Here is a 24,215-nt window from a genome sequence, read left to right as displayed (position 1 = left end):
CGCTCCCTCCACTGAACTTTTACTCAATGTAGAAGATAGCTTGTGAGGGCACCGTAAAGCGCGGCCCGATCCGGACGGCCAGCCGACTACTCTGAGTAATCACGGGGTATCGCCTCGGTCATGACCGCCGTTCTCATGACCGCCCTGCTCGTCTCCGCCACCCTGCCGGCCCAGGCCGGCACGCTCCCCGCCCGCACGGCGCTGGAGCGGCTCCAGGTGAAGCCCGCCAGCGCCCTGGTCCTCGCCCGCTACGAGCGCTCGAAGTTCATGACCGGCTGGCGGCGCGACGGAGTCGCGGGTTGCGACACCCGCCAGCGGGTCCTGCTGCGCAGCGACCTCTCGCCCGGCACCGGGGAGGAGTGCGGCGGCACCGAAGGGCGCTGGTACAGCCCCTACGACGACCGGACCCTGACCGACACCGCGCACCTCGACGTCGACCACGTGGTGCCGCTCGCCAACGCGTGGATCTCGGGGGCGTGGCGCTGGAGCCCCGCCCGGCGGCACGCCTTCGCCCACGACCTGACCCGGCCCGAACTGGTCGCGGTGAGCGAGGCGGTCAACCTGGCCAAGGGCGGCCACAGCCCGGCCAACTGGCGGCCTCCGGTGCGGGCGTACTGGTGCGTGTACGCCCGCGACTGGATCACCGTGAAACACCACTACCGCCTGTCGGTCACCCCGAGGGAGAAGTCGGCCCTCCGCGACATGCTCGGCACCTGCTGACCGGAAACTACTTGCCAACATGGAAAGTAGTTGCCATCATCCAACCATGGATCGAGATGAGGCGGCCGCCGTCCTGCGGGCGGCCGAGGCGCATCGGGAGACGGTGCGCGCCGCGGGCAGGTGGCCCGTGACCGTCCTGCTCGCGCTGGGCGGCGTGTTGTTCGCGACCGAGTTCACGACGGCGTTCACGTCCGGCGCCTGGACGTTCCTCCCCGCCGCCTGGGCCGCGATCTGCGCGGCGTGGGTGGGCTGGTACGCGAGCCGGCAGAGCGTCAGGCCGCGCGGCTACCTCCGCCGCTACTCCGTCTCGCTGGTGGCCGGGATGCTGCTGCACGTCGGTTACGTGCTCGTCCTCGTGCTGGCCGGCTGGCACGGCGAACCCCTGGTCGCGCTCGTCGGCGCGGCGGCCGTGGCGGCCCCCTTCTTCGTCGGCGCCCACGTGGAGAGCCGGGCCGCGTGAGCCATCCCCGCCACGATCTCGACGAGATCATCCACTCGCCGGTCCGGATGTCCGTCGTCGCCGTCCTGTCGGCGGCCGGCGAGGTCGAGTTCGCGTTCGTGCGCGACGCCGTCGAGGTCACCGACCCCACCCTGTCGAAGCACGTCACCACGCTGGAGAAGGCCGGATACGTCGAGGTGGTCAAGGGCTACCTGGGCAAACGCCCGCGCACCTGGCTCAAGCTCACCCCCGAGGGGCACGCGGCGTTCGCGCGTCACCTGGCCGCGCTGAAGGCGATCGCCGACGGCGCCGGGATGCCGTGAAAACGATCAGACACCCCAAGGGCGCCCTTTAAGGAAGTTTTCAGGACTCGCACGTACCGTCGGTTCATGACCAAAGGGCCGAAGTCATGGTTGCTCGTCGCGGCCGCCGTGGTCTGGGCCGTGGTGATCACCGCGATGGTCCTCTTCCGCGGAGGCGACGTACCGGAAACCGCCGCCCCGAGCCCGTCACCGTCCCCCTCCGACACCCCGTTATCCGCCGTCGAGGTCTACCAGACGCTCCTGCCGTCCATCGTCCGCATCGAGACCAAGCGTGACGAGTCCGATCACGCCAGCATGACCACCTCGGCCATCGGCACCGGCGTCATCGCCAACGCCGACGGCACCATCCTCACCGCCGCCCACGTGGTGGCCGGGGCCTCGTCCATCGAGGTCGCCTACACCGACGGCAGCCGGACGCCGGCCAAGGTCGCGGCCAGCGATGCGAAGAAGGACATCGCGACCCTCCTGCCGGAGAGACTCCCCGGCACGCTCGTGCCCGCCACGCTCGGCGGCGGAGCCCAGGTCGGCGACGACGTCGTCGCGATCGGCAACCCGCTCGGGCTCACCCTCAGCACCAGCACCGGCGTGGTCTCGGGCCTGAACCGCGAGGTCGCGGGCACCGAGGGGCACATCCAGTTCGACGCGACGGTCAACCCGGGCAGCTCCGGCGGCCCGCTCGTCAACGACCGAGGCCAGGTGATCGGCATCGTCGTCTCCCTCGCGAACCCCACCGACGCCGGCACGTTCATCGGGATCGGCTTCGCCATGCCCATCGGCACCGCGATCGGCGACGGCCCGGCCCCGCCCCTGTGAGGAAGGACCCTCCCCCGTGAGTTGGAACGACCCCGAGACCGTGCCGTCCGGCCCGATCGAGAAGCTCCTGTACGAGGTCAAGAAGACCATCGTCGGCCAGGACGCCCTCCTGGAGCGCATGCTCGTCGCGCTGCTGGCGCGGGGGCACATCCTCGTCGAGGGCGTGCCCGGCCTCGCCAAGACGCTGGCCGTGAAGTCGCTGGCCGAGGCGATGGGCGGCGACTTCCGCCGGGTGCAGTTCACCCCCGACCTGGTGCCCGCCGACATCGTCGGCACCCGCGTCTACCACCAGCCGAGCGGCGAGTTCCAGGTCCAGCTCGGGCCGGTGTTCACCAACCTGCTGCTGGCCGACGAGATCAACCGGGCCCCGGCGAAGGTGCAGAGCGCCCTGCTGGAGGTCATGCAGGAACGCCAGGTCACCATCGGCCGCGACACCCACCGGGTGCCGAACCCGTTCCTGGTCATGGCCACCCAGAACCCGATCGAGAACGAGGGCGTCTATCCGCTGCCGGAGGCGCAGGTCGACCGGTTCATGATGAAGGTCCTGGTCGGCTACCCGAGCACGACCGAGGAGTTCGTGGTCGTCGAACGGGCCCTCACCCGCACGGCCGCCATCCAGAAGATCATCGAACCCGAGAACCTGAGGGACCTCCAGCAGGAGGCCGACCAGGTCTACGTCGACCCGTCGCTGATCGAATACTCCGTCCAGCTCGCCCACGCCAGCCGCGACCCCTCCCGCGTCGGCCAGCACGACCTGGCCAGATACGTCACCTACGGCGCCAGCCCGCGCGCGTCGATCAACCTGGTGCTCGCGGGCCGCGCGCTCGCCTACCTCCGGGGGCGGGAGTACGTCGTACCGGAGGACCTCCTCGACCTCGCCCTCGACGTGTTCCGGCACCGGCTGGTCCTGTCCTACGAGGCCCTGTCCGACGACGTGACGGCCGACCTGATCCTGTCGAAGATCCTGGCGAACCTGCCGGTGCCGAGGCCGGCCGGCCGGGGACGCTGACCGATGGCCACCCCGCCCGACCGGCTGCTGCGCCGCCTGGAGTGGCGGCTGAGCAGACGGCTCGACGGCCGGCTCCAGGGCGCCTACCGCACGGTGTGGCGCGGCGCCGGCATCGACTTCACCGACCTGCGCGGCTACCTGCCCGAAGACGACGTCCGGCACATCGACTGGAACGTCACCGCGCGGCTCGACGAGCCCTTCGTGCGCCTCTACACCGAAGACCGGGAGATGACCGCCTGGCTGGTCGTCGACCGCTCGGCCTCGATGCGGGCAGGGAAGACCCAGGCCGCCACCGACCTGGCGGTCAGCATCGCCCGCATCGTCTCCCGCGGCGGCAACAAGGTCGGCGCGATCCTGTACGACAACACCGAGCACCGCCTGATCCCCCCGCGCACCGGGCGGGACCAGGTCCTCCGCCTGGCCAGGGACCTGATGCGGGAGTCGGCGTTCGCGAAGGCGACCACCGACCTGGCCGGGATGTTGCGGCTGGCCGCCGCGACGATCCGGCAGCGCAGCCTCGTCGTCGTCATGTCCGACTTCATCGGCGACCCCGGCTGGGAGAGGCCGCTGGGCATGCTCGCCCACCGGCACGAGGTCGTGGTCGTCCGCGTCGTCGACCCGTCGGAGCTCGACCTGCCCGACCTCGGCCTCATCGTGGTCGAGGACGCCGAGACCGGCGAACAGCTGCTCGTCGACTCCAGCGACCCGCTGCTGCGCGGACGGCTGGCGGAACAGGTCTCGGCACGGGAGGCCGAGCTCGCCGACGCCATGCGCAGGGCGGGGGTCGACGCCCACCGCGTCACGACGGACCATGACCTGGTGGCCACCCTGCTCGGCCTCGTGCGTGGACGGAGGGCCCGGTGACCTTCGACCAGCCCCTCGTGCTCGTACTGGCCCTGCTGCTCACGATCGGCGCGGTGGCGGCCTACGTCGCCGTGCAGAAGCGGCGCAACGCCACCCTGGCGGCGGCCGGTTTCGCCGGCCTGGCCGGCGGCGGCTTACGCCGGCACCTCCCGTACGCCCTCCTCCTCGCGGCCCTGCCGATCCTGCTGACCGGGCTGGCCCGCCCGCAGGCCGAGGTCAGCGTGCCGCGCATCTCGGGCACCGTGCTGCTCGCCTTCGACGTCTCCAACAGCATGAAGGCCGACGACGTGCGGCCCTCCCGGCTGGCCGCCGCGCAGGCCGCCGCCAAGGGCTTCGTCGACAGGCAGCCGTCCTCGGTGGACATCGGGGTCATCCTCTTCGGCGACCAGGCGCTGCTCACCCAGGCCCCGACCGACGACCACGGCGCGGTCCTGGCCGCGATCGGCCGGGCGGGGGCGAGCGGCGGCACCTCGCTCGGCCGGGCCATCCTCGTCGGGCTCGGCACGATCACCGGCAAGCCGGTCGCGCTGCCGGAAGAGGGGCAGCAGCCGCAGAGCCTCGGCTACTTCCCCGAGGCGACGATCGTCGTCTTCTCCGACGGCCAGGAGACGGGCGGCCCCGACGTCGCGGCGGCGGCCGAGCTCGCGGCGGCGTCGGGAGTGCGCGTCCAGACCGTCGGCGTCGGCACCGCCCGGGGCTCGACCGTCGAGGTCGACGGCTTCCGGCTGGCCACCGCGCTCGACGCGGAGCTACTCTCCTCGGTCGCCCAGGTCACCGGCGGCAAGTACCACGAGGCCGCCGACGCGCAGGCGCTGGCCGCCTCGGCCGACGCCATCGACCTGCGGCTGACCATGAAGAAAGAGCCCCTAGAACTGACCGCTCCGTTCGCCGGAGCCGGGCTGCTGCTGCTCACCCTGGGCGGCCTGCTCGGCACCCGCTGGCACGGGAGGATCGTCTGATGTCGCTCAGCTGGCCCCTGGCCCTGCTCGCGCTACTGGTCGTGCCGCTGCTCCTGCTGGCGCGCTGGTGGTTCAACCGCCGCCGCAAACGCTCCGCGATCGTCGTCTCCAGCGTCGGGCTGATCCGCGCGGCGATCCCCGGCCGCAGCGCGTGGCGGCGCCGGGTCCCGGTCGCGCTGTTCCTCGTCGGACTGCTGCTGATCGGCTTCAGCCTCACCCGCCCGCAGGCCATGGTCACGGTGCCGGCCGACAACACCTCGATCATCCTGGCCATGGACGCGTCGGGCTCCATGTGCTCGACCGACGTCGAGCCCAACCGCCTGACGGCGGCCAGCGAGGCCGCCCGCGCGTTCATCGAGCAGAGCGACGACGGCACCCGCATCGGCCTGGTCGCCTTCGCCGGCATCGCGGGCCTGCTCGTCCCCCCGACCACCGACAAGGATCAGCTCCTCGACGCCGTCGACGGCCTGCGCACCTCCCGCGGCACCGCGATCGGCCAGGCGATCCTCACCTCGATCGACACGATCGCCGAGTACAACACCGACGTCACCGAGACCGGCGTCGACCTGAACGCCCCGGCCGCGCCGGGCGACTTCCAGCCCGACACGATCGTGGTGCTCACCGACGGCTCCAACACCACCGGCGTCGACCCGATCACCGCCGCCGAACAGGCCGCCGCCCGCCGCCTGCGGGTCTTCACGATCGGCTTCGGCACCACCGAACCGGCCGCCATGGTGTGCACCGCCGACCAGGTCAGCGGAGACAACTGGCGGGGCGGCGGCGGAGGCTTCGGCCGCTGGGGCGACGACAGCGGACTGCGCCGGGTCATGCAGATCGACGAGGAGACCCTCACCGCGGTCGCCGACACGACCGGCGGCAAGTACTTCCGCGCCGAGGACGCCGGGCAGCTCACCGACGTCCTGACCGACCTGCCCAGCGAGATCGGCCTGCACCGGGCCGAGCGGGAGACGACGGTCTGGTTCGTGCTGCTCGGCACGCTGCTGACGTTCGCCGGAGCGGGCCTGTCCCTGTGGTGGAACCGGGGGCGCCAACCGGCGGCGCGGTGACGCTAGAGTCGGGCGCCATGGCACGGATCACCGAACGGCTCGCCGACCTCGCCAGCGGGGCCTTCTTCACCCAGGCGGTCGTCACCGCGAAGACGGCGCTGTCGGAGCACTTCGTGAGAGTCGAACTCCGGTCCGACCGCTTCCGGACCGCGCCGTGGACGCCGGGCTGCAAGGTCCAGCTCCGCACCGACCGCGGCACGATGACCAGGCGCACCTACACCCCGTTCGGGTGGGACACCGCCGAGGGCACGGTCTCGCTGGTCGCCTACGTCCACGGCGCCGGACCGGCCGCGCGCTGGTTCGACCGGGTGACGCCCGGCGACGCCTGCGAGCTGTTCGGCCCCCGCCGCTCGATCGACCTGACCGGGGTCGCGTCCCAGGTGGTGTTCGTCGGCGACGAGACCAGCGTCGGCCTGGCCGCCGCGCTCGGGCAGACCCGGCCGGACGGCGTCACCTACCTGCTGGAGGCGACCGACCCCGCCGAGTACACGAAGGTCCTGGCCGGGCTCGGGGTGACCGCGACGGTCGTGCCGAAGACCGCCGACCGCCGTGACCTGCTCGCCGCCGCCGGAACGGGCGCCTACGACCTGGTCGTCACCGGCGACGCCGCGACCGTGGGCCCGGTCAGGCGCGCGGCCGGCGGCTGGACGCCCGCCCCGGGGAAGGTCTTCGGCAAGGCGTACTGGGCCGAGGGCCGAACCGGCCTCGACTAGATGTGGAAGGCGGCCAGCACGACCACGGCCACCATGAGCCCCGTCATGATCCCCGCCACCACCAGCACCGTCCCGGCCGTGGCGGTCCACTTGGGACTGCGGCCGGTCGCCTGCGCGGCGTTCATGCGGTCGATCCGGGTCGCGAAGGCCCGGTCGTTCGTGCGCAGGGAGTGTTCGATCTCCGTCAGGATGCGCTGTTCAGCCGCCGACATGCCCATGGCCTGATCCTTCTCGTGGGGAACCGGATGTCCGGCTACCCGGAAAACGTGGCGGAGAACCGGTTCACACGGCAGCGTGTTCGGTCCACTCGTACATGCGCTGGTCCCGGTGGATGACGATCAGGTCGGCCTTTTCGACGCGGGCGCGCGCCGGGGGCGCGTCGATCGCCGCGAGGGCGGCGGCGACGGTCGCGTAGGGCACCGGCGCGTTGCTGTAGGCGATCGAGATGTGCGGGACGAAGCCCTCCTCGCGGCCCGGCACCTGCGGCCACACCTCGGCCATCGCCTGCCTGATCGCCAGCCGCACCGCCACCACGGGCGCGGCCGGAACCGGGTCCCAGCGGACCGCCTCGCGGGTGATCACCGGCCGGCCCAGCTCGATGTCGAAGGCGGGCAGCAGCGCGAGCCGCCGGGCGGCGGCCTCGACCATCGCCTTCACCTGGTCGCCGGTGACCTCGTCGACGAACCCGACCTGCTGCATGGTCAGATGCAGCGACGCGTCGGGCACCGGGTCGAGCTCCCGCACCCCGGCCAGCCCCTGCCGGTAGACGGCGGCGAGGCGGTGCACGTCGGGGCTGTTCCGGAAGGTGAGATGCCAGGCGTAGCCGCGCCGCCCCACCCGCCAGCCGGGCCGCCACCACCAGTGGTCGGCCATCCGCCGGCCGCCCGTCTCTTCTTCGTCGGTCACGCCGTTCAGTGTGCGGCACGGCGTCTCAGCAAACGGCATGGTCCGCGCCCGTGGACGTCAAGACGGCGTCAGGGCCGTCGTCCCGCATGGCGCTTAGGGTGAGAAGGAGCCCCATCGTCGTGACGTGGGAGGCATCGATGAGCGACAACCCGATCCTGGTCACCGGCGCGACCGGCAAGACGGGCGCCCAGGTGGTCGGCGACCTGCTCGACAGGGGCCTGCGCGTCCGCGCCATGGTCCACCGCGAAGACGACCGGTCGGCCTGGTTGTCGAAACAGGGCGCCGAGATCGTCACCGGTGACCTGCTCGACCTCGACGCCGTCGCCCACGCCCTCGACGACGTCCGCCGGGCCTATTTCGTCTACCCGATCCTCCCCGGCCTCGTCGAGGCGACCACGATCTTCGCCCAGACCGGCGCCGAAAGCGGCCTCGAGGTCGTGGTCAACATGTCGCAGACCCCCGCCCGCCGGGAAGCCGCCAGCAAGGCCGCCCGCCAGCACTGGCTCGGCGAGCGGGTATTCGACTGGGCCCCGGTGGGCGCCGTGCACCTGCGGCCGACGTTCTTCGCCGAATGGCTGCCGATCAACTGGCAGTTCATCGACGGCAGCGGCGTCCTGCGCCTGCCCTTCGGCGACGGCCGCCACGCCCCCATCGCCGCCGCCGACCAGGCCCGCGTGATCTCCACCATCCTGACCGACCCGGCCGACCACATCGGCCGGTCGTACTCGCTGTTCGGCCCGGTCGAGCTCAACCACCACGAGATCGCGGAGATCATGTCGGAGACGCTGGGCATCCCGGTCCGCTACGAGCCCATCACCACCGAGGCCTACGCCGACACGCTGCGGAAAGCGGGCAGCCCGGAGCACCTCATCCAGCATCTGGAGTCGGTGGCGATCGACTACCGCAACGGCCTGCTGGCCGGCACCGACGACGTCATCGAGAAGATCACCGGAAAGCGCCCGCAAACCGTCGAACAGTACGTCAGAACCAACCGCGACCTGTTCTTCGGCGCGGGACCGGAGCACGACTGATCGCGCCGCCCTCGATCACGACAGGGTGTCCGGCCGGAGGACCTCCTCACGCAGCACTCGATGGATCTCGGACGAATCCGCGTTGTAGCCCGTCTGGCGGCGAAGTTCCTTACGCACGGCGTCGACGACCACGTCGGAGGAGATGACCTGGGCCAGAACGCGGGGTGAAGTCGCCGCCCTGGCCTTCCAAAGGTCGTCGATAAGCCGCCGCTTGAAGGCTTCTTTGGTGAGATAGAAAAGGGAATCGGTTTTCGCCGCGAGGCCGGCGTCTCCCAGGAGATCCACTTCCAGGGCCAAATCAATGATCACGGGCAGGCCGGCGGTCATGTGATAGACCTGCCAGACCTGCCCGTTCGAAAGGATCATCCATTCGACCCCTTCGTTGACCGCGTACATCTGCACTTGACGCAAGTGCTTGATGTTGAGCTTCTGGCTGCAGCGCTTCACTTCGATGAAGGCGATGAGCTGCTTGTCGATGCGGATGCCGTAGTCGGCGAACTCGCCCTTGACCTGGTATTCCGTGGTCAGATCTTCGTACTTGTCGTAGCCGAGGCCCTCGCACAGGAAGTCCGTGATCAGGAGACGGGTGTCTCCCTCGTTCGCGTCTCTCGCCACGAGATCCCCGAGCGGCTTGGAAAAGCGTCGCACGGCTGTTCGGACGCGATCGCGTGCTTCGCTCTCCCATTTGGGCGTCGCCCGTACGGCCGGAGCCTTTTTCGTCGATGCCGCAGGGAGATCACGAGGGTCAATGGCCGGACCGCCGATCAACGGCGCCACCTGCTCGCTCACGGTCTTCCACCCTTCGTAGTAGGACAAGGCACATTAGGCAGAAAGAGCGCAACGGTGTGGCGAGAATCGCAATCGATACAGAAATGACTTCCGAGAAAGACCTCAAAATATTATTTAACCGGCACTGGTGACCAATGCATCGAAAGGCGTGAATCTAAATATTTCGGGCTCCGGTGGACGGTACATAAGATCGCGCCATGGCGTTGCGACCCGCGCAGGTGAACATCAAGGCCCTCGACGCCGCGGCGGTCGGCCGGTTCTGGGCCGAAGCGCTCGGGTGGACCGCCTACCACCCCGGCGTGACCACCTACGTCGGACCGCCCGGCGGCCTCGTCTGGCCCGACCCCGTGTTCGTCGGCGTCGACGTCGTGCCCGTGCCGGAAGGCAAGACGGCGGCGAAGAACCGGGTGCACCTCGATCTCGCCACCACCTCCGCCGCCCACCAGGCCGAGCTGGTCGCGCGTCTCAAGGCGCTGGGCGCGACGCCCGCCGACATCGGCCAGGGCGAGGCGCCGTGGACGGTGCTCGCCGACCCCGAGGGCAACGAGTTCTGCGTCCTGGAGCCCCGTGAGGTCTACCGTGACACCGGGCCGATCGCCGCCATCGTGGTCGACTGCGCCGACCCACGCGCCATGGCGCGGTTCTGGGGGGAGGCGCTCGGCTGGACCCTCCATCGGGTCACCGACGACCACGCCGTGCTGCGCTCCGCCACGGGCGCCGGGCCCTTTCTCGACTTCCTCCGTACGCCGGAGCCGAAGACCGCGCCCGACCGCGTCCACCTCGACCTGCTGCCGCTCCCCGGTGCCGACCGGGCGGCGGAGGTGGCCCGGCTGCGGGGGCTGGGGGCCGCCGATCTCGACCTCGGTCAGGGCGAGGTCGAGTGGTCGTGTCTGACCGACCCGGAGGGTCACGAGTTCTGCGTCCTGAACCCCTAGCTACAGCGGCCGAACATCTGGACGTAGGTCATCGCGGGAGTAGCCGACACCGAGGGATCGGCGCTGCCGTAGGCGGCCCGGGTGTACATCTCGGTGTAGCCGGGCGTGAGGATGGTCGCGCGGTGCGGCGGGCTGCCCATCCACCAGGTCACGGCCGCGCGCGGGGTGACGAAGGCGCGGCCCCAGCCGAGGTAGGCGTTCTCGCCGACGGCCCACGAGGTGCCCGTCCGGCAGTAGCCGGCCGCCTTCGCGCGGGCGGCGGGGTCGGTGCCGGTCTCCGGGTTGATGTGGACGTCGCAGCGCGAGGGGTCCGACTTGAGCGGCGTGCAGTCGCCGACCTGGGCGACCGTCCCCCACCAGCGGATCCGCACGGCGGCCAGGACCTGCTTCGTGGTGGCGCTGCGCAGCGCCACCGGCCTGCCGCGCAGGCCGATGTACCGCTTCACGGGCTGCAGCCCCCTGACGGTGCGCTCGGTGTTGACCAGGCACAGGACCGCCTGCTCGATCTTGCTGTCCTGCATCATGTGGTCAAGGCGGCCCCGGGGAGTGTCGGGGAATTCGGACTTCTCGCGGTAGACGAGGTCGGCGTCGGCGCAGGCCGCCGATGTGGTCGCCGACGCGGGGGCGGCGGGCAGGGCGAGTGCGGCGACCACCAGAGCGGGCGCGCCGAGGAGGACGAGGCTTTTCATGCGGTCATGATGCGCCGGGGGCCTTGCCGTGGGCTTGAGTACGCCTTTACTCAAAGTGCTGGGCTAGCCTCTGGCTGTGCTCGACTGGGATCACAACGCCTATTACCACCGGCTCCTGCTCCGCCACCTCCCGCCGGACCCCCGGAAGGTGCTCGACGTCGGCTGCGGCTCCGGGGCCTTCGCGGCCGAGCTGGCCTCGCGTGCCGCCCGGGTCGACGGCCTCGACCGCTCGCCGGAGATGATCGAGGAGGCCGCCGGGCGTGACCTCGGCAACGTCACCTGGGTGCTCGGCGACGTCCTGACCGATCCGCTGCCGGGCAAGGACTACGACGCGATCTTCTCGATCTGCGCGCTGCACCACATGCCGCTGGAGGAGGTGCTGCCGATCCTGGCGGCGGCGCTGCGGCCCGGCGGGGTGCTGGCCGCGATCGCGTTGCCCCGGCGCGACCTGCTCAGGGAACTGCCCGCCGAACTCGCCGCGGCGACCGGGCACCGGGCGCTCGGTGCGGTGTTCCTGGCGAGACGGCTGCTGAACGGCGGCGGCGGGTTCGCCAAGGACGCCGCCCACGCGGCCATGCCCATGGTCCTGAACCCGCCGCTCACCACCCGGGAGGTCGCCCGCGAAGCCGCCGAACTGCTCCCCGGCGTGCGGGTGCGGCGGCTCGTCTTCTGGCGTTACCTCCTGACCTGGGAGAAGCCCGCCGGCTGAGTCATTCGCCCAGCGCGGCCAAGAGTTGGTCCTTCGTCATCGAGCTGTAGCCCTCGATGTTCTTCTCCTTGGCCTGTTCGAGCAATTCCTCCTTGGTACGACCACGCGGCTTCGGCGGCCTGGCCAGTTCCGCCGCCTTGGCCTCGCTGAACACCCGGCCCAGCCGGACCAGCTTGTCGCCGGGCACGGCCTTGGCCAGGACGGGGAGGATGTCGCTCTCCTCCTCCTCGACGTGGTGCTTGACGGCCTTCTCCATCTGCTCCAGAACCGATGTGAACTCCGCCTTGTCGGGATCGGCCGCCATCAGCGCGGCCAGCAGTTCCTCGGCCTCGTGATGTTCCTCGGTGCCGTGGTGGACCTCGCCGCGTTCGCTCGGCGCGGCCTGGGCCAGCGCGGAGTAGACGTGGCTCTCCTCGGCGCGGGCGTGCGCGACGAACTTGGCGGCCAGTTCGGCCACCAGGGCGGGGCGGTTCTCCCGCTCCTGCTTGAGCCGCTCGAAGAGCTGCTCGACGTCGCGGTGGTCGGCCATGATCAGGTCGATGACGGTCTGGCTCATCTCGTCTCCAGAGTTCGAAGAGGGTCAGTCGGTGGTGAGGGCGTCCATCAGGTCGCCGACCGTCGCGTCGGGCACGGCCCGGGCGACGTCGGCCAGGGCGACCATGCCCACCAGGGTGTGCCCGTCGATCACGGGCAGCCGGCGGACCTTGTGGGAGCCCATGGTCCGCAGGACCTCGCGGGCGTCGTCGTCGGCGCCGATGGTCACGACCTCGTTCCCGCCCAGCTCACCGGCCAGGCACGACTTCGGGTCGCGGCCCTGGGCGATGACCTTCACCACGATGTCGCGGTCGGTCAGCATGCCCTGGAGCCGGTTGTCCTCGCCGCAGATCGGCAGGGATCCCACGTCGAGGCTGAGCATCTTCTCCGCTGCCTCGGCGATGGTCTGATCGGAGTTCACGCACTCCGCGTTCGGGGTCATGATCTCGCGTGCGGTGGTCATGGCCACTCCTTCCGTCACAGCCCCGCTGCCCCTGTCACGGCGGTTGAAAAGCGAGCGCCGCCTCGACCGCGGCCGGGAGATCGGGCGCGACGTGTTCGGCCGCCCTGATCTCGCCGATCTTGGTGACGGCCGTCGGCACGAGGATGCCCCGCGCCCCGGCGGCCCGAGCGGCCTCCATGTCGCGGCCGATGTCGCCGATGACCACACACTCGGCCGGCGGCACGCCCAGCCGCCGCGCGGCCGACAGGACCATGCCGGGCTCGGGTTTCCGGCAGGGGCATCCGTCGGTCTCGTCGTGGACGCAGACCTCCCACACGTCGAACGGGCCGAGAAGTTCCTCCACTCGATCGTTGACTTCGGAAAGTTCACCGAGAGTGATGAGGCCCCTGGCCACCCCCGACTGGTTGGTGATCACCCCGATCGGTACCCCCGCCGCTCGCAGGCGATCGAGGGCGGCCCGCGCGCCGGGCATCGGGATCACACGTTTGGCGTCGTTGTTGTAGGGGAGGTCGACAATCAGGGTGCCATCCCGGTCGAACAGAATCGCGCGCATGATCTCGCGCTACCCGTGACCCAGGCCGGAAATGTCAACGCCGCCAAACCAGGTGCGGTCGTTTCAGACGCTGGTGAAGCGCTACTCGGAGGAGCGCTTCTCGAGTGGTGTTCTCCACGCGAAAGCGGGTCCCATGAGATTTCTGGGAATCAACGCGATCTTCCATGACCCTTCCGCCGCGCTGGTGGTCGACGGGCGTACCGTCGCCGCCGCAGAAGAGGAGCGTTTCAGCAGGAGGAAACACGGCAAACGGCCCTTGGCGTTCTCGGCCTGGGAGCTGCCCGAGATGGCGGCCACCTGGTGCCTGGAGAAGGCCGGGCTGCGGCCCGAGGACCTCGACGGGGTGGCCTACTCCTACGATCCCGCCCTGGTGGTGGAGAACGGGCCCGGCCAGGACGGCGCCTGGGAGATGCTGCGCACCGCCTACGCCGTGCGGGCCCCCGCCTTCTTGGCGACCGCGTTGCCGGGACTCGACCCGGCGCAGGTGAAGTTCGTCCCCCACCACATCGCCCACGCCGCCTCGGCCGGGCTGGCCGCGCCGTTCGGCGACTGCGCGGTGCTGGTCTGCGACGGCCGCGGCGAGGCGGTCTCCCACCTGGCGGGCGCCTACCGCGACGGCGAGCTGACCATCCTGGCGAGCCAGACGCTGCCGCACTCCCTCGGGCTCATGTACGAAGACGTCACCGAGCACCTCGGCTTCCTGCGCTCCAGCGACGAGTACAAGGTCATGGCGATGGCCTCCTACGGCACGCCGAAACACCTCCCCGCGCTCCGCGAGCTGATCGGCGCGACCGGCGACGGCGGCTTCCACATCGGCCCCATCGACTGGAACGTCTTCGCCAAGCAGGTCCAGCGCGGCGGCGCCTGGAACGGCGAGCACGCCGACCTGGCGGCCAGCGTCCAGGCCCGGCTGGAGGAGGTGCTGCTCGACCTGGCCGCCTGGCTGCACGACCGCACCGGCCTCGACCGGCTCGCTCTGGCCGGGGGCGTGGCGCTGAACTGCGTGGCCAACACCCGCCTGTTCGACCGCAGCCCGTTCCGCGAGGTGTGGGTGCAGCCGGCGGCCGGCGACTCGGGCACCGCCCTGGGCGGCGCGCTCCACCTGGCCAAGACCTACGGCGACCCGGTCGCCCCGATGCCGGGCGCCGACCTGGGCCGGGGGTTCACCGACGCCGAACTGGCGGCCTGGCTCGACGTGGCCCAGATCCCCTATTCACGACCTCCCGACATCGCGGTCGCGGTGGCCGACGCTTTGGCCCAGGACCGGATCGTGGCCTGGTTCCAGGGGCGCAGCGAATACGGCCCCCGCGCGCTGGGCCGCCGCTCGCTGCTGGCCCACCCGGGCAACCTGCGCAACACCGAACGGCTCAACGACGTGAAGGGCCGGGAGCAGTTCCGGCCGGTCGCGCCCATGGTGCTGGAGAACCGGGCCGCCGAGATCTTCTCGCGGGGGCCGGTGCCCAGCCCGTACATGCTGTTCGTGCACGACGTCGCCCCCGTGTGGCGCGACCGGATCCCGGCCGTGGTGCACGTCGACGGGACGGCCCGCATCCAGACGGTGTCGGCGGGGCGCGACCCGCTCATGGCCTCCGTGCTCAACGCCTTCGAGTCGCTGACCGGGCTGCCGGTCATCGTCAACACGTCGCTGAACACGGCCGGGCGGCCCATGGTCGACGATCCGCGCGACGCCCTGGAGTGCTTCGGCTCCGCGCCGGTCGACGTGCTGGCCATCGGGCCGTTCCTGGTGCGGAGGTCGGTATGAGCGACCCCGAGATCACCGTTGTGATCCCGACCGTCGGCCGGGCGACCCTGCGCGCGGTCGCCGAGGCGGTGCCGGAACGTTTTCAACTCGTCGTCGTCGACGACCGGGCGAGGCCGGGCGCCGGTCCGCTGCCCGTCGGGGAGCCGTCGGCGACGCTCGTGATCCTGCCCTCGGGCGGCCGGGGCCCGGCGGCGGCGCGTAACCAGGGGTGGCGCGCGGCCTCCTCGGAGTGGGTCGTCTTCCTCGACGACGACGTGCTGCCGGGGCCTGACTGGGCCGAGAAGATCGGCGCCGACCTGCGCGGTCTGCCGCCTGAGGTGGCGGGTTCGCAGGGCCGGATCGTGGTGCCGCTCGACGGGACCCGGCCGCCCACCGACGCCGAACGCAACACCGCGGGCCTGGCCACCGCCCGGTGGATCACCGCCGACATGGCGTTCCGGCGCAGCGCCCTGGCCGCCGTGGGCGGCTTCGACGAACGGTTCCCGCGTGCCTACCGGGAAGACGCCGACCTCGCCCTGCGGCTGACCGCCGCCGGGTACCGGCTGGTCACCGGCGTGCGGACCACCGTCCACCCTGTGCGGGACGAAGGTTTCTGGGCCAGCGTGCGACGGCAGCGCGGCAACGCCGACGACGCGCTGATGCGCCGCGTCCACGGCCCCGGCTGGCGCTCCCGCGTCGGCGGGCCCGGCCGGTTGCGCGCTCACCTGCTGACCACGGCGCTCGGGCTGACCGCCGCCGTGCTGGCCTGGCGCGGGAGACCCGCCGCCAAGGCGGCGTTCGCGGGCTGGGCGGCGCTGACCGCCCGGTTCGCGTGGAGCCGGATCGCGCCGGGGCCGAGAACCCCGTCCGAGGTGCTGCGCATGGCCGCGACCAGCGTGCTGATACCACCCGCCGCCTGCCTCCACCGGCTGGGCGGCGAACTGCGGGTCCGAGTGAAAGGGGGAGGCGCGTGCATCCGCACCTGAACGATCTGACCGCCACGCTGAACCGGCTGGAACACGAGACGGCCCGCGTCCGCATATGGGGTCGCAAGCTGGCCGGGGTCCTCGACGACGGGGGCCGCCTGCTGGCCTGCGGCAACGGCGGGTCGGCGGCCGAGGCGCAACACCTGACCGCCGAACTCGTCGGCCGGTTCCGGGCCGACCGCAGGCCCTACGCGGCCATCGCCCTGCACGCCGACACCTCGTCGACCACGGCGATCGTCAACGACTACGGCCCGGAGGAGGTCTTCGCCCGCCAGGTGCGGGCGCACGGCCGGCCGGGCGACGTGCTGATCGCCCTGTCCACGAGCGGGGCCAGCGCCAACGTGCTGGCCGCCGCCAGGACGGCCCGCGACGGCGGGCTGATGGCCTGGGCGCTGACCGGGCCGCCGCCGAACGACCTGGCCGACCTCTGCGACGACGCCATCTCGGTGTTCTCGTCCAGCCCGTGCGTCGTCCAGGAGGTCCATCTGGTGCTGGTGCACCTGCTCTGCGAGGCGATCGAGGAGGCGCTGTCGTGACCGGTCCTCTGGTCGTCATCGGCGACACCCTGCTCGACTGCGATCTCGACGGGCGCAGCGACCGGGTCGCGCCCGACTCGGGAGCGCCCGTCGTCGAGGACGTGTCGGAACGGGTCCGGCCGGGCGGGGCCGGGCTGGCCGCGCTGCTGGCGGCGGCCGACGGCGCGCAGGTCGTGCTGGTCACGCCGCTCGGCGACGACCCGGACGGCCGCCTGCTGCACCGCCTGCTGGCCCGCCACCTGATGGTGGTCCCGCTGCCCATGCGCGGCACGACCGTGCGCAAGACCCGGATCAGGGTGGGCGGCGCGACCGTGGCCCGGCTCGACTCGGGAGACGGCGTGGCCGGGGACCTGACCGACCGGGCGCTGCCGGTGCTGCGGCGGGCGGGGGCGATCCTCGTCTCCGACTACGGCCGCGGCGCCGCCGACCTGGTGGCGAAGCTGCTGCCGGGACTGACGGACAAACCCGTGGTCTGGGACCCGCATCCGCGCGGCCCGCTGCCGCCCGAGTGCACCATGGTCACCCCGAACCTGGCCGAGACCGTCGCCCTGACCGGGGCCTGCCCGCCCGCCGAGGCGGCCCGCCGCCTGCTGGCCATGCTCGGCGGGGAGGCGGTGGCGGTCACCCTGGGCGCGCGGGGCGCGCGTTTCCACTCCGGCGACGGGGGCTTCCACGTGCCCGCACCGGGGCGTGTCACGAGCGGCGACACCTGCGGCGCGGGCGACCGGTTCGCCACCGCCGCGGCGGCCGCCCTGCTCGGCGGCGCGACCTGCGCGGAGGCCGCCGTCGCGGCGACCGCCGCGGCCACCGCCTTCGTCTCGGACGGGGGCGTCGCGACGATCCCGGCCTCCGCGCCCGAGGGCGACGCCGACGTGCTGCGCCGGGCCGACCGGGTGCGCCGGGCGGGCGGCCGGGTGGTCGCCACGGGCGGCTGCTTCGACCTGCTGCACGCCGGTCACGTCAGCCTCCTGCGCCGGGCCCGCGAGCTGGGCGACCTGCTGGTCGTCTGCCTCAACTCCGACCTGTCGGTCCGCCGCCTCAAGGGCAAGGGCCGCCCGGTCTCCCGGCAGGACGACCGGACGGCCGTGCTGAACGCCCTGGAGGACGTCGACGGCGTCGTCGTGTTCGACGAGGACACCCCGGCCGAGGTCATCCGCGCCCTGCGGCCCCACGTGTGGGTCAAGGGCTCCGACTACGCGGGCCGGGCGCTGCCCGAGTCGGCGGTGCTGGCCGACGTCGGCGCCGAACTGGTGCTGCTCGACACGGTGCCCGAACGCTCGACCACCCGGCTCATCACCGCCGCCGCCCGACGGCCCGATCTCTGGAAGGAACATCGATGCTGGGAAACATCCTGATCACCGGGGGCGCGTCCGGCCTCGGGCTGGCCACCGCGCGGGCCGTCGCCAAGGCGGGCGGGCGTCCTCTGGTCATCGACCGCGCGGTGCCCGACGAGTTCGAGCACGTCCGCGCCGACCTGGCCGACAGCCACGCGACCGAGGCCGCGGTCCGGTCGCTGGCCGCGCGGGCGGGCGGGCTCGACGGCGTCTTCACCGCCGCCGGGACCGACGCCTGCGGCGCGCTCGCCGACGTGCCGGGCGGAAAGTGGGAACACGTCGTGAAGGTCAACCTGTTCGGCACGGCCGCCGTGGTGCGGGCCGCGCTGCCCTACCTGGTCGAGAGCCGGGGACGGGTGGTGACCTGCGCCTCCACGCTCGGGATCAAGGCCGTCGGCGACGCCACGGCCTACTGCGCGAGCAAGTTCGGCGTCGTCGGGTTCACCCGCGCGCTGGCGGCCGAGCTGGCCGGGACGGTGGGCGTGACGCTGCTGATCCCCGGCGGCATGAGCACCAGCTTCTTCGACGGCCGCCCCGAGCAGTACAAACCAGGCCCGGACGCCCAGCTCAACCGGCCCGAGGACGTCGCCGAGGCGGTCGTGTTCGCGTTGTCCCAGCCGCCTGGGTGTGAGGTGCGGGAACTGGTCGTGTGCCACTCGATGGAGACCTCGTGGCCCTAGACCTGCTGGTGCTGCGCGGCCTGGGGCTCGGCGACCTGCTCACCGGGCTGCCCGCGCTGCGTGCCCTGCGGCGGGCCTTTCCCGGGCACCGTCTGGTGCTGGCGGCGCCGGAGGCGTACCGGGAGCTGCTGGGCGGGGAGGCCGACGCGTGGCTCGACGTGCGCGGGCCCGGCCCGGTGCCGGTGACCGGCTGCGACGTCGCGGTCAACCTGCACGGCCGGGGCCCCGAGAGCGTCGCGGCGCTGCGCGCGGCCGGGCCGCGCCTGCTGATCAGCCACACCACGGGGCCGCCGTGGAATCCGGCCGCGCACGAGGTCGCCCGATGGTGCGACCTGCTCGGCCGGTACGGCATCCCCGCCGACCCGGCCGACCTCCGGCTCGGCGCGCACGAGGGCGGCGGGCCGATCGTCGTCCACCCCGGCGCGGCCTTCCCCGCCCGCCGCTGGCCGCCGGAGCGGTTCGCCGACGTGGCCGCCGCGCTGAACGCGGAAGGACGGCCCGTGGTGGTGACCGCCGGACCGGGCGAGACGGACCTGGCCCGGCAGGTCGCCGGCGGCCTGCCGGTGCTGACGCCGACGCTGACCGAGCTGGCCGGCCTGGTGCGCCGGGCCCGGCTGGTGATCTGCGGCGACACCGGCGTGGCCCATCTCGCCGCGGCCTACGGCACCCCCTCGGTGGTGCTGTTCGGTCCCACGCCCCCGTCGCTCTGGGGGCCGCCGCCGGGGCCGCACCGGGTCATCTGGCACGGCCGCGCGGGCGATCCGCACGGCCGGGCCCCCGACCCGGGACTTCTGGAGATCACGGTGACCGAGGTGCTGGGCGCGGCCCGGGACCGACTGGAGGTGAGTGTCGCATGAGGACCGTCGTGACCGGCGGGGCCGGGTTCCTCGGCTCCTACCTGTGCGAGCGGCTGCTCGACCGGGGCGACGAGGTGGTCTGCCTCGACAACCTGCTCACCGGCGACCCCGAGAACCTCGCCCATCTGATGGAGCGGCCGGGCTTCCGGATGGTCGACTGCGACGTCACCGACTTCCTGCACGTCTCCGGGCCGGTCGACCTGGTGCTCCATTTCGCGTCGGCCGCCTCCCCGGCCGACTACCTCGCCTATCCCGTCGAGACCCTCAAGGTCGGCAGCACCGGCACCCTCCACACGCTCGGCCTGGCCCGGGAGAAGGGCGCGCGGTTCGTGCTGGCGTCCACCAGCGAGGTCTACGGCGACCCGCTGGAGCACCCGCAGCGGGAGGACTACTGGGGCAACGTCAACCCGGTCGGCCCGCGCAGCGTGTACGACGAGGCCAAACGGTTCGGCGAGTCGCTCACCACCGCCTACGGCCACGCCCACGACATGGACACCGCGATCGTCCGCATCTTCAACACCTACGGCCCGCGCATGCGCCCCCACGACGGCCGCGCCATCCCGACGTTCATCCGCCAGGCCCTGGCCGGGGAGCCGATCACGGTCACCGGCACCGGCGAGCAGACCCGGTCGATCTGCTACGTCGACGACACGGTCACCGGCATCCTCGCTCTGGCCGACAGCGACTTCGCCGGCCCCGTGAACATCGGCAACCCGGCCGAGACGACCATGACGGAGCTGGCCCGCGAGATCCGCGACCTGGCCGGGTCCTCCTCCCCGATCACCTACGTCGGCCGCCCGGTCGACGACCCGCACCGGCGCTGCCCGGACACCTCGCTGGCCGCCGCCCGGCTCGGCTGGCGGCCGGCGGTCCCGGCCACGGTGGGGCTGCGCCGCACGATCCGCTGGTTCGCGGAGGAACGGGAGTTGTCGAAGGGATGAGCGCACACGTCCTGCTGGCCCGCCTCGACAGCGTCGGGGACGTGCTGCTCATGGGCCCGGCGGTCCGCGCAGTGGCGGCGGGGGCGGCCCGGGTGACCCTGCTGGCGGGCCCGCGCGGGCGCTCGGCCGCCGACCTGCTGCCGGGCGTCGACCGGGTGCTGGAGTGGCCGGCGCCCTGGATCGAGCCGGAACCCGATCCGGTCGACCCGGAGCACCTGCGGCTGCTGGTCAAGACGGTCGACGACGTCGACCGGGCGCTGATCTTCACCTCGTTCCACCAGTCGCCGCTGCCGCTGGCGCTGCTGCTGCGGATGGCCGGGGTGCCGTGGATCGGCGCGATCAGCGACGACTACCCCGGCTCGCTGCTCGACTTGCGGCACCGGGTGCCCGACGACATCCCCGAGACCGAACGTGCCCTCAGCCTGACCACGGCGGCGGGCTATCCGGCCCGCGGCACCGGGCTGGCGGTCCGGCGGCCGCTGCCCGATCCCGGCCTGCCTCCCGGTTATCTCGTGGTGCACCCGGGTACCTCGGTGCCCGCGCGCGCCTGGCCGCCCGGCCACTGCGCCGAGCTGGTCGGCCTGCTCGCCCGGCACGGCCATCCGGTGGTGGTGACCGGCTCCCCGGGCGAACGTGAGCTGACGGCCCGGGTGGCCGGGCGGCACGGCGTCGACCTGGGCGGCGGCACGACCCTGGCCGAGCTGGCCGGGGTGCTGGCCGGCGCGCGGGTGGTGGTGGCCGGGAACACCGGCCCCGCCCACCTCGCCGCCGCCGTCGGGACGCCGGTGGTGTCGCTGTTCGCGCCGACGGTGCCCGCCGTGCGCTGGGCGCCCTACGGCGTGCCGCACCGGCTGCTCGGCGACCAGGGGGCGGCCTGCGCCGGGACCCGGGCCACGGTCTGCCCGGTCGCCGGGCACCCGTGCCTGAGCTCGGTCGGCCCGGCCGAGGTGTACGAGGCGATGAAGGAGGTCATGCGATGAGGATCCTGGCCTGGCACGTGCACGGCTCGTGGATGACGGCGTTCGTGCACGGCCCGCACGACTACCTGGTCCCGGTCACCCCCGACCGCGGCCCCTACGGCCGGGGCCGCGCCCGCACCTACGACTGGCCCGCCGGCGCCCGCGAGGTCGCCCCCGAGCGACTGCGCGACGAACACGTGGACGTCGTCGTCCTGCAACGCCCCGACGAGTTGGAGCTGGCCCGCCGCTGGCTGGGCCGCGACGTACCGTGGGTGTACGTCGAGCACAACACCCCGCCCGACGTGAAGACCCGCCATCCCATGGCCGGCGAGGGCGGGCCGCTCGTGCACGTCACCCACTTCAACCGCCTGTTCTGGGACAACGGCGACGCCGCCACCACGGTGATCGAGCACGGCATCCCCGACCCCGGGATGCGCTACACCGGCGAGCTCCCCCGGGCCGCCGCCGTGATCAACGAGCCGATCCGCCGGACCCGGGTGGCCGGCACCGACCTGCTGCCGCTCTTCGCCCCCGTGGACGTCTTCGGCATCGGCACCGAGACCCTGGAGAACGGCCAGGGCGACCTGCCCCACGACCGCATGCTCACCGAGCTGGCGCGGCGGCGGGTCTACGTCCACCCCTACCGATGGACCTCGCTCGGCCTGTCGCTGCTGGAGGCCATGGCCCTCGGCATGCCCGTCGTCGCGGTCGCCTCGACCGAGGCCGGGGAGGCGGTGCCGCCTGAGGCGGGCGTGTTGTCCACCGATCCCGACCGGCTCGCCGAGGCGGCGCGGCAGTTCGCCGCCGACCCCGTCCTCGCCCGCCACGCGGGTGAGGCGGCCCGCGCGGCGGCCCTCGACCGCTACGGACTCGACCGGTTCCTCGCCGACTGGGACCGGCTGCTCAAGGAGGTGGTGCGATGAGGATCGCGATGGTTTCCGAGCACGCCAGCCCGCTGGCCGGGCTGGGCACCCCGGACGCGGGCGGCCAGAACGTCCACGTCGCGGCGCTGGCGACCGCGATCGCGGCGCTCGGCCACGAGGTCACCGTCTACACCCGCAGAGACGATCCCGGGTTGCCCGAACGGGTGCCGTTCGGGTCCGGCGTCACGGTCGCCCACGTGCCGGCCGGGCCGCCGGAGCCGATCCCGAAGGACGACATCCTGCCGTGGGTGCCCGACTTCGCCTCCTGGTTGCGGGAGCAGTGGGCCTTCGAACGCCCCGACGTCGCGCACAGCCACTTCTGGATGAGCGGCCTGGCCACCCTCGGCGCCGCCGGACGGCTGGGCGTGCCGGTCGCGCACACCTTCCACGCGCTCGGCACGGTCAAGCGCCGCCACCAGGGCGCGGCCGACACCAGCCCGGCCGAGCGCATCGCCGCCGAGACGGCCATCGGCCGCGCCGCCGACGTGATCATCTCCACCTGTCCCGACGAGGTCGACGAGCTGGCCCGGATGGGGGTGCCCCGCCATCGGGCCCGCGTGGTGCCGTGCGGGGTCGACCTCGGCCTGTTCCGTCCCGGCGTGCCCGGCGAGCGCCCGGAGCGCCCCCGGTTGTTGTCGATCGGGCGGCTGGTGCCGCGCAAGGGCGTCGACACGGTCATCCAGGCGCTGCCGTACGTGCCGGAGGCCGATCTGGTCGTCGGCGGGGGCCGGCCGGTCGGCGACCTCGACCGCGACGAGGAGGCGACCCGGTTGCGGGCCGAGGCCGAACGGGTGGACGTGGCCGACCGGGTGACCTTCATCGGCCAGGTAGCCAGAGAGGACGTGCCCGATCTGATGCGCTCGGCCGCCGCCGTGGTGTGCGTGCCCTGGTACGAGCCCTTCGGCATGGTCGTGCTGGAGGCGATGGCCTGTGGGGTGCCGGTGATCGCGTCGGCGGTCGGCGGCCAGAAGGACACCGTCGTCAACGAGGTGACGGGCCTGCTGGTGCCGCCGCGCCGGCCGACCGCCGTCGCCGGCGCGGTCCGGCGGCTGCTGGACGACCCCCTGCAGCGCGACTCGTTCGGGATCGCCGGAGCCGACCGCGCGAGCACCCGCTACGGCTGGGACCGGGTGGCGCGAGACACCGTGCACGCCTACGCCCAGGCGATGCGCCGCGTGGAACGGACGGCCTCATGAGCGGCACCACGACGGCGGTGGTCGTGATGGACGTGCTCAACACCTACGACCATGAGGACGCCGAGGCGCTGGCCGCCAACGTGGAGACGACGATCGACCCGATCGTCCGGCTGATCGACAAGGCCAGGCGCGCCGACGTGGAGTTGATCTTCGTGAACGACAACCACGGCGACTTCAGCGCCAGCCGCGACGATCTGGTCCGGCGGGCCCTGGCGGGGAAACGTCCCGACCTGGTGCAGCCGCTGGTGCCGCCGGGCAACTTCGCGTTCCTGCCGAAGGTGCGCCACAGCGTCTTCTACGGCACCCCGCTGGAGTACGCGCTGAACCGCGAGGGCATCGAGACGGTCGTCCTGGCCGGTCAGGTGACCGAGCAGTGCGTGCTCTACAGCGCGCTCGACGCCTACGTGCGGGAGTTCTCGGTCAGGGTGGCGGTCGACGCGGTGGCGGCCATCCACGACGACCTCGGCGAAGCGGCCCTGCGCATGATGGAGCGGAACATGCGGGCCGAACTGCTCCCGGCCGGCGACTGCCTGTGATGGAGACCTG

30 protein-coding genes are annotated in these 24,215 nt (G+C 72.5%); 23 read left to right on the top strand and 7 right to left on the bottom strand.

The features are described from left to right. Positions 1-120: 120 nt before the first annotated feature. The 9 genes from GT755_RS18130 to GT755_RS18090 all read left to right on the top strand — a co-directional run bounded on the left by GT755_RS18130 (position 121) and on the right by GT755_RS18090 (position 6,907). Complete coding sequence (locus GT755_RS18130) at positions 121-720, top strand: HNH endonuclease family protein (protein WP_161480876.1); 600 nt, start codon at positions 121-123, stop codon at positions 718-720. 46 nt (positions 721-766) lie between these two features. Beyond that, complete coding sequence (locus tag GT755_RS18125) at positions 767-1,180, top strand: hypothetical protein (protein ID WP_161480875.1); 414 nt, start codon at positions 767-769, stop codon at positions 1,178-1,180. Next, positions 1,177-1,482, top strand: coding sequence for a winged helix-turn-helix domain-containing protein (locus GT755_RS18120; RefSeq protein WP_161480874.1), 306 nt, complete (start codon positions 1,177-1,179; stop codon positions 1,480-1,482). The genes GT755_RS18125 and GT755_RS18120 overlap by 4 nt, the downstream gene beginning before the upstream one ends. A 66-nt stretch (positions 1,483-1,548) precedes the next feature. Beyond that, positions 1,549-2,295, top strand: a complete 747-nt coding sequence (locus tag GT755_RS18115; protein WP_161480873.1) for a S1C family serine protease — start codon at positions 1,549-1,551, stop codon at positions 2,293-2,295. Between the two features lie 16 nt (positions 2,296-2,311). Then, positions 2,312-3,304: an AAA family ATPase gene (locus GT755_RS18110; RefSeq protein ID WP_161480872.1), complete on the top strand. Its 993-nt coding sequence runs from the start codon at positions 2,312-2,314 to the stop codon at positions 3,302-3,304. 3 nt (positions 3,305-3,307) lie between these two features. Next, on the top strand, positions 3,308-4,168 hold the full coding sequence (locus GT755_RS18105; protein WP_161480871.1) for a DUF58 domain-containing protein: 861 nt from the start codon (positions 3,308-3,310) through the stop codon (positions 4,166-4,168). Continuing rightward, positions 4,165-5,127, top strand: a complete 963-nt coding sequence (locus tag GT755_RS18100) for a VWA domain-containing protein (protein ID WP_161480870.1) — start codon at positions 4,165-4,167, stop codon at positions 5,125-5,127. The genes GT755_RS18105 and GT755_RS18100 overlap by 4 nt, the downstream gene beginning before the upstream one ends. Beyond that, entirely contained in the window at positions 5,127-6,194 is a 1,068-nt protein-coding gene (locus GT755_RS18095) for a VWA domain-containing protein (RefSeq protein WP_161480869.1), read from the top strand. The genes GT755_RS18100 and GT755_RS18095 overlap by 1 nt, the downstream gene beginning before the upstream one ends. A gap of 17 nt (positions 6,195-6,211) precedes the next feature. Further along, complete coding sequence (locus GT755_RS18090; protein ID WP_161480868.1) at positions 6,212-6,907, top strand: siderophore-interacting protein; 696 nt, start codon at positions 6,212-6,214, stop codon at positions 6,905-6,907. On the opposite strand, the gene GT755_RS18085 is transcribed toward GT755_RS18090, so the two are convergent. Both GT755_RS18085 and GT755_RS18080 read right to left on the bottom strand, forming a co-directional pair. Then, positions 6,904-7,119: a DUF3040 domain-containing protein gene (locus GT755_RS18085; protein WP_161480867.1), complete on the bottom strand. Its 216-nt coding sequence runs from the start codon at positions 7,117-7,119 to the stop codon at positions 6,904-6,906. The genes GT755_RS18090 and GT755_RS18085 overlap by 4 nt on opposite strands. A 70-nt stretch (positions 7,120-7,189) precedes the next feature. Then, entirely contained in the window at positions 7,190-7,813 is a 624-nt protein-coding gene (locus tag GT755_RS18080) for a 2'-5' RNA ligase family protein (protein ID WP_202610185.1), read from the bottom strand. Positions 7,814-7,932: 119 nt separating this feature from the next. Here GT755_RS18080 and GT755_RS18075 point away from each other — a divergent pair, with 119 nt between their 5' ends. Then, positions 7,933-8,844 carry an NmrA family NAD(P)-binding protein gene (locus GT755_RS18075; RefSeq protein WP_202610184.1) on the top strand — a complete coding sequence of 304 codons (912 nt, stop codon included), beginning with the start codon at positions 7,933-7,935 and terminating at the stop codon, positions 8,842-8,844. A gap of 15 nt (positions 8,845-8,859) precedes the next feature. Here GT755_RS18075 and GT755_RS18070 read toward each other — a convergent pair whose 3' ends face one another. After that, positions 8,860-9,633: a type I restriction enzyme HsdR N-terminal domain-containing protein gene (locus GT755_RS18070; protein ID WP_328794398.1), complete on the bottom strand. Its 774-nt coding sequence runs from the start codon at positions 9,631-9,633 to the stop codon at positions 8,860-8,862. Between the two features lie 197 nt (positions 9,634-9,830). Between GT755_RS18070 and GT755_RS18065 the strand changes: the two genes are divergently transcribed. After that, entirely contained in the window at positions 9,831-10,568 is a 738-nt protein-coding gene (locus GT755_RS18065) for a VOC family protein (RefSeq protein WP_161480866.1), read from the top strand. On the opposite strand, the gene GT755_RS18060 is transcribed toward GT755_RS18065, so the two are convergent. Beyond that, positions 10,565-11,257, bottom strand: a complete 693-nt coding sequence (locus GT755_RS18060; RefSeq protein WP_161480865.1) for a CAP domain-containing protein — start codon at positions 11,255-11,257, stop codon at positions 10,565-10,567. The two genes, GT755_RS18065 and GT755_RS18060, sit on opposite strands and share 4 nt — an antisense overlap. A 76-nt stretch (positions 11,258-11,333) precedes the next feature. Between GT755_RS18060 and GT755_RS18055 the strand changes: the two genes are divergently transcribed. Beyond that, the gene (locus GT755_RS18055) at positions 11,334-11,966 is read left to right on the top strand and encodes a class I SAM-dependent methyltransferase (RefSeq protein WP_161480864.1); all 633 of its coding nucleotides are present in this window, start codon (positions 11,334-11,336) and stop codon (positions 11,964-11,966) included. Between the two features lies 1 nt (position 11,967). On the opposite strand, the gene GT755_RS18050 is transcribed toward GT755_RS18055, so the two are convergent. From GT755_RS18050 to GT755_RS18040, 3 genes are read right to left on the bottom strand one after another with little or no spacing between them, the layout of a single operon-like run. Next, positions 11,968-12,522 (bottom strand): hemerythrin domain-containing protein, encoded by a 555-nt coding sequence (locus GT755_RS18050; protein ID WP_161481188.1) that lies wholly within the window; start codon positions 12,520-12,522, stop codon positions 11,968-11,970. 24 nt (positions 12,523-12,546) lie between these two features. Then, positions 12,547-12,963 carry a CBS domain-containing protein gene (locus GT755_RS18045; protein ID WP_161480863.1) on the bottom strand — a complete coding sequence of 139 codons (417 nt, stop codon included), beginning with the start codon at positions 12,961-12,963 and terminating at the stop codon, positions 12,547-12,549. A 34-nt stretch (positions 12,964-12,997) separates the two neighbouring features. Then, complete coding sequence (locus GT755_RS18040) at positions 12,998-13,516, bottom strand: D-glycero-alpha-D-manno-heptose-1,7-bisphosphate 7-phosphatase (protein ID WP_161480862.1); 519 nt, start codon at positions 13,514-13,516, stop codon at positions 12,998-13,000. Between the two features lie 133 nt (positions 13,517-13,649). Between GT755_RS18040 and GT755_RS18035 the strand changes: the two genes are divergently transcribed. The 11 genes from GT755_RS18035 to GT755_RS17985 are packed head-to-tail and all read left to right on the top strand — an operon-like array spanning position 13,650 to position 24,205. Beyond that, positions 13,650-15,278: a carbamoyltransferase family protein gene (locus tag GT755_RS18035; RefSeq protein ID WP_161480861.1), complete on the top strand. Its 1,629-nt coding sequence runs from the start codon at positions 13,650-13,652 to the stop codon at positions 15,276-15,278. After that, entirely contained in the window at positions 15,275-16,243 is a 969-nt protein-coding gene (locus GT755_RS18030; RefSeq protein WP_161480860.1) for a glycosyltransferase family 2 protein, read from the top strand. The genes GT755_RS18035 and GT755_RS18030 overlap by 4 nt, the downstream gene beginning before the upstream one ends. Next, on the top strand, positions 16,228-16,779 hold the full coding sequence (locus tag GT755_RS39680; RefSeq protein WP_161480859.1) for a D-sedoheptulose-7-phosphate isomerase: 552 nt from the start codon (positions 16,228-16,230) through the stop codon (positions 16,777-16,779). The genes GT755_RS18030 and GT755_RS39680 overlap by 16 nt, the downstream gene beginning before the upstream one ends. Continuing rightward, positions 16,776-18,134: a PfkB family carbohydrate kinase gene (locus GT755_RS18020; protein WP_161480858.1), complete on the top strand. Its 1,359-nt coding sequence runs from the start codon at positions 16,776-16,778 to the stop codon at positions 18,132-18,134. The genes GT755_RS39680 and GT755_RS18020 overlap by 4 nt, the downstream gene beginning before the upstream one ends. Beyond that, on the top strand, positions 18,116-18,793 hold the full coding sequence (locus GT755_RS18015) for an SDR family oxidoreductase (protein WP_161480857.1): 678 nt from the start codon (positions 18,116-18,118) through the stop codon (positions 18,791-18,793). The genes GT755_RS18020 and GT755_RS18015 overlap by 19 nt, the downstream gene beginning before the upstream one ends. After that, positions 18,784-19,650: a glycosyltransferase family 9 protein gene (locus GT755_RS18010; RefSeq protein WP_161480856.1), complete on the top strand. Its 867-nt coding sequence runs from the start codon at positions 18,784-18,786 to the stop codon at positions 19,648-19,650. Before GT755_RS18015 ends, GT755_RS18010 begins: the two co-directional genes overlap by 10 nt. Next, the gene (locus GT755_RS18005; RefSeq protein WP_161480855.1) at positions 19,647-20,591 is read left to right on the top strand and encodes a UDP-glucuronic acid decarboxylase family protein; all 945 of its coding nucleotides are present in this window, start codon (positions 19,647-19,649) and stop codon (positions 20,589-20,591) included. Before GT755_RS18010 ends, GT755_RS18005 begins: the two co-directional genes overlap by 4 nt. Further along, positions 20,588-21,571: a glycosyltransferase family 9 protein gene (locus GT755_RS18000; protein ID WP_161480854.1), complete on the top strand. Its 984-nt coding sequence runs from the start codon at positions 20,588-20,590 to the stop codon at positions 21,569-21,571. Before GT755_RS18005 ends, GT755_RS18000 begins: the two co-directional genes overlap by 4 nt. Next, on the top strand, positions 21,568-22,473 hold the full coding sequence (locus GT755_RS17995; protein ID WP_161480853.1) for a glycosyltransferase: 906 nt from the start codon (positions 21,568-21,570) through the stop codon (positions 22,471-22,473). The genes GT755_RS18000 and GT755_RS17995 overlap by 4 nt, the downstream gene beginning before the upstream one ends. Beyond that, positions 22,470-23,669 (top strand): glycosyltransferase, encoded by a 1,200-nt coding sequence (locus tag GT755_RS17990; RefSeq protein WP_161480852.1) that lies wholly within the window; start codon positions 22,470-22,472, stop codon positions 23,667-23,669. The genes GT755_RS17995 and GT755_RS17990 overlap by 4 nt, the downstream gene beginning before the upstream one ends. Continuing rightward, a complete protein-coding gene (locus GT755_RS17985) occupies positions 23,666-24,205 on the top strand; it encodes an isochorismatase family cysteine hydrolase (RefSeq protein WP_161480851.1) in 540 nt (179 codons plus the stop codon). Before GT755_RS17990 ends, GT755_RS17985 begins: the two co-directional genes overlap by 4 nt. Positions 24,206-24,215: the final 10 nt, after the last annotated feature.

Source organism: Herbidospora solisilvae (assembly GCF_009901565.1).
Taxonomy (GTDB): domain Bacteria; phylum Actinomycetota; class Actinomycetes; order Streptosporangiales; family Streptosporangiaceae; genus Herbidospora; species Herbidospora solisilvae.
The sequence above is the reverse complement of the archived record's forward strand: the minus strand, read 5'-3'. Positions and strand labels throughout refer to the sequence as shown.

What these genes read in the sequence shown, in the direction of transcription:
- GT755_RS18130 (WP_161480876.1), top strand. Translation starts at nt 121, where the DNA reads ATGACCGCCGTTCTCATGACCGCCCTGCTCGTCTCCGCCACCCTGCCG.
- GT755_RS18125 (WP_161480875.1), top strand. Translation starts at nt 767, where the DNA reads ATGGATCGAGATGAGGCGGCCGCCGTCCTGCGGGCGGCCGAGGCGCAT.
- GT755_RS18115 (WP_161480873.1), top strand. Translation starts at nt 1,549, where the DNA reads ATGACCAAAGGGCCGAAGTCATGGTTGCTCGTCGCGGCCGCCGTGGTC.
- GT755_RS18105 (WP_161480871.1), top strand. Translation starts at nt 3,308, where the DNA reads ATGGCCACCCCGCCCGACCGGCTGCTGCGCCGCCTGGAGTGGCGGCTG.
- GT755_RS18095 (WP_161480869.1), top strand. Translation starts at nt 5,127, where the DNA reads ATGTCGCTCAGCTGGCCCCTGGCCCTGCTCGCGCTACTGGTCGTGCCG.
- GT755_RS18090 (WP_161480868.1), top strand. Translation starts at nt 6,212, where the DNA reads ATGGCACGGATCACCGAACGGCTCGCCGACCTCGCCAGCGGGGCCTTC.
- GT755_RS18085 (WP_161480867.1), bottom strand. Translation starts at nt 7,119, where the DNA reads ATGTCGGCGGCTGAACAGCGCATCCTGACGGAGATCGAACACTCCCTG.
- GT755_RS18065 (WP_161480866.1), top strand. Translation starts at nt 9,831, where the DNA reads ATGGCGTTGCGACCCGCGCAGGTGAACATCAAGGCCCTCGACGCCGCG.
- GT755_RS18060 (WP_161480865.1), bottom strand. Translation starts at nt 11,257, where the DNA reads ATGAAAAGCCTCGTCCTCCTCGGCGCGCCCGCTCTGGTGGTCGCCGCA.
- GT755_RS18050 (WP_161481188.1), bottom strand. Translation starts at nt 12,522, where the DNA reads ATGAGCCAGACCGTCATCGACCTGATCATGGCCGACCACCGCGACGTC.
- GT755_RS18045 (WP_161480863.1), bottom strand. Translation starts at nt 12,963, where the DNA reads ATGACCACCGCACGCGAGATCATGACCCCGAACGCGGAGTGCGTGAAC.
- GT755_RS18040 (WP_161480862.1), bottom strand. Translation starts at nt 13,516, where the DNA reads ATGCGCGCGATTCTGTTCGACCGGGATGGCACCCTGATTGTCGACCTC.
- GT755_RS18035 (WP_161480861.1), top strand. Translation starts at nt 13,650, where the DNA reads ATGAGATTTCTGGGAATCAACGCGATCTTCCATGACCCTTCCGCCGCG.
- GT755_RS18030 (WP_161480860.1), top strand. Translation starts at nt 15,275, where the DNA reads ATGAGCGACCCCGAGATCACCGTTGTGATCCCGACCGTCGGCCGGGCG.
- GT755_RS18015 (WP_161480857.1), top strand. Translation starts at nt 18,116, where the DNA reads ATGCTGGGAAACATCCTGATCACCGGGGGCGCGTCCGGCCTCGGGCTG.
- GT755_RS18005 (WP_161480855.1), top strand. Translation starts at nt 19,647, where the DNA reads ATGAGGACCGTCGTGACCGGCGGGGCCGGGTTCCTCGGCTCCTACCTG.
- GT755_RS18000 (WP_161480854.1), top strand. Translation starts at nt 20,588, where the DNA reads ATGAGCGCACACGTCCTGCTGGCCCGCCTCGACAGCGTCGGGGACGTG.
- GT755_RS17995 (WP_161480853.1), top strand. Translation starts at nt 21,568, where the DNA reads ATGAGGATCCTGGCCTGGCACGTGCACGGCTCGTGGATGACGGCGTTC.
- GT755_RS17990 (WP_161480852.1), top strand. Translation starts at nt 22,470, where the DNA reads ATGAGGATCGCGATGGTTTCCGAGCACGCCAGCCCGCTGGCCGGGCTG.
- GT755_RS17985 (WP_161480851.1), top strand. Translation starts at nt 23,666, where the DNA reads ATGAGCGGCACCACGACGGCGGTGGTCGTGATGGACGTGCTCAACACC.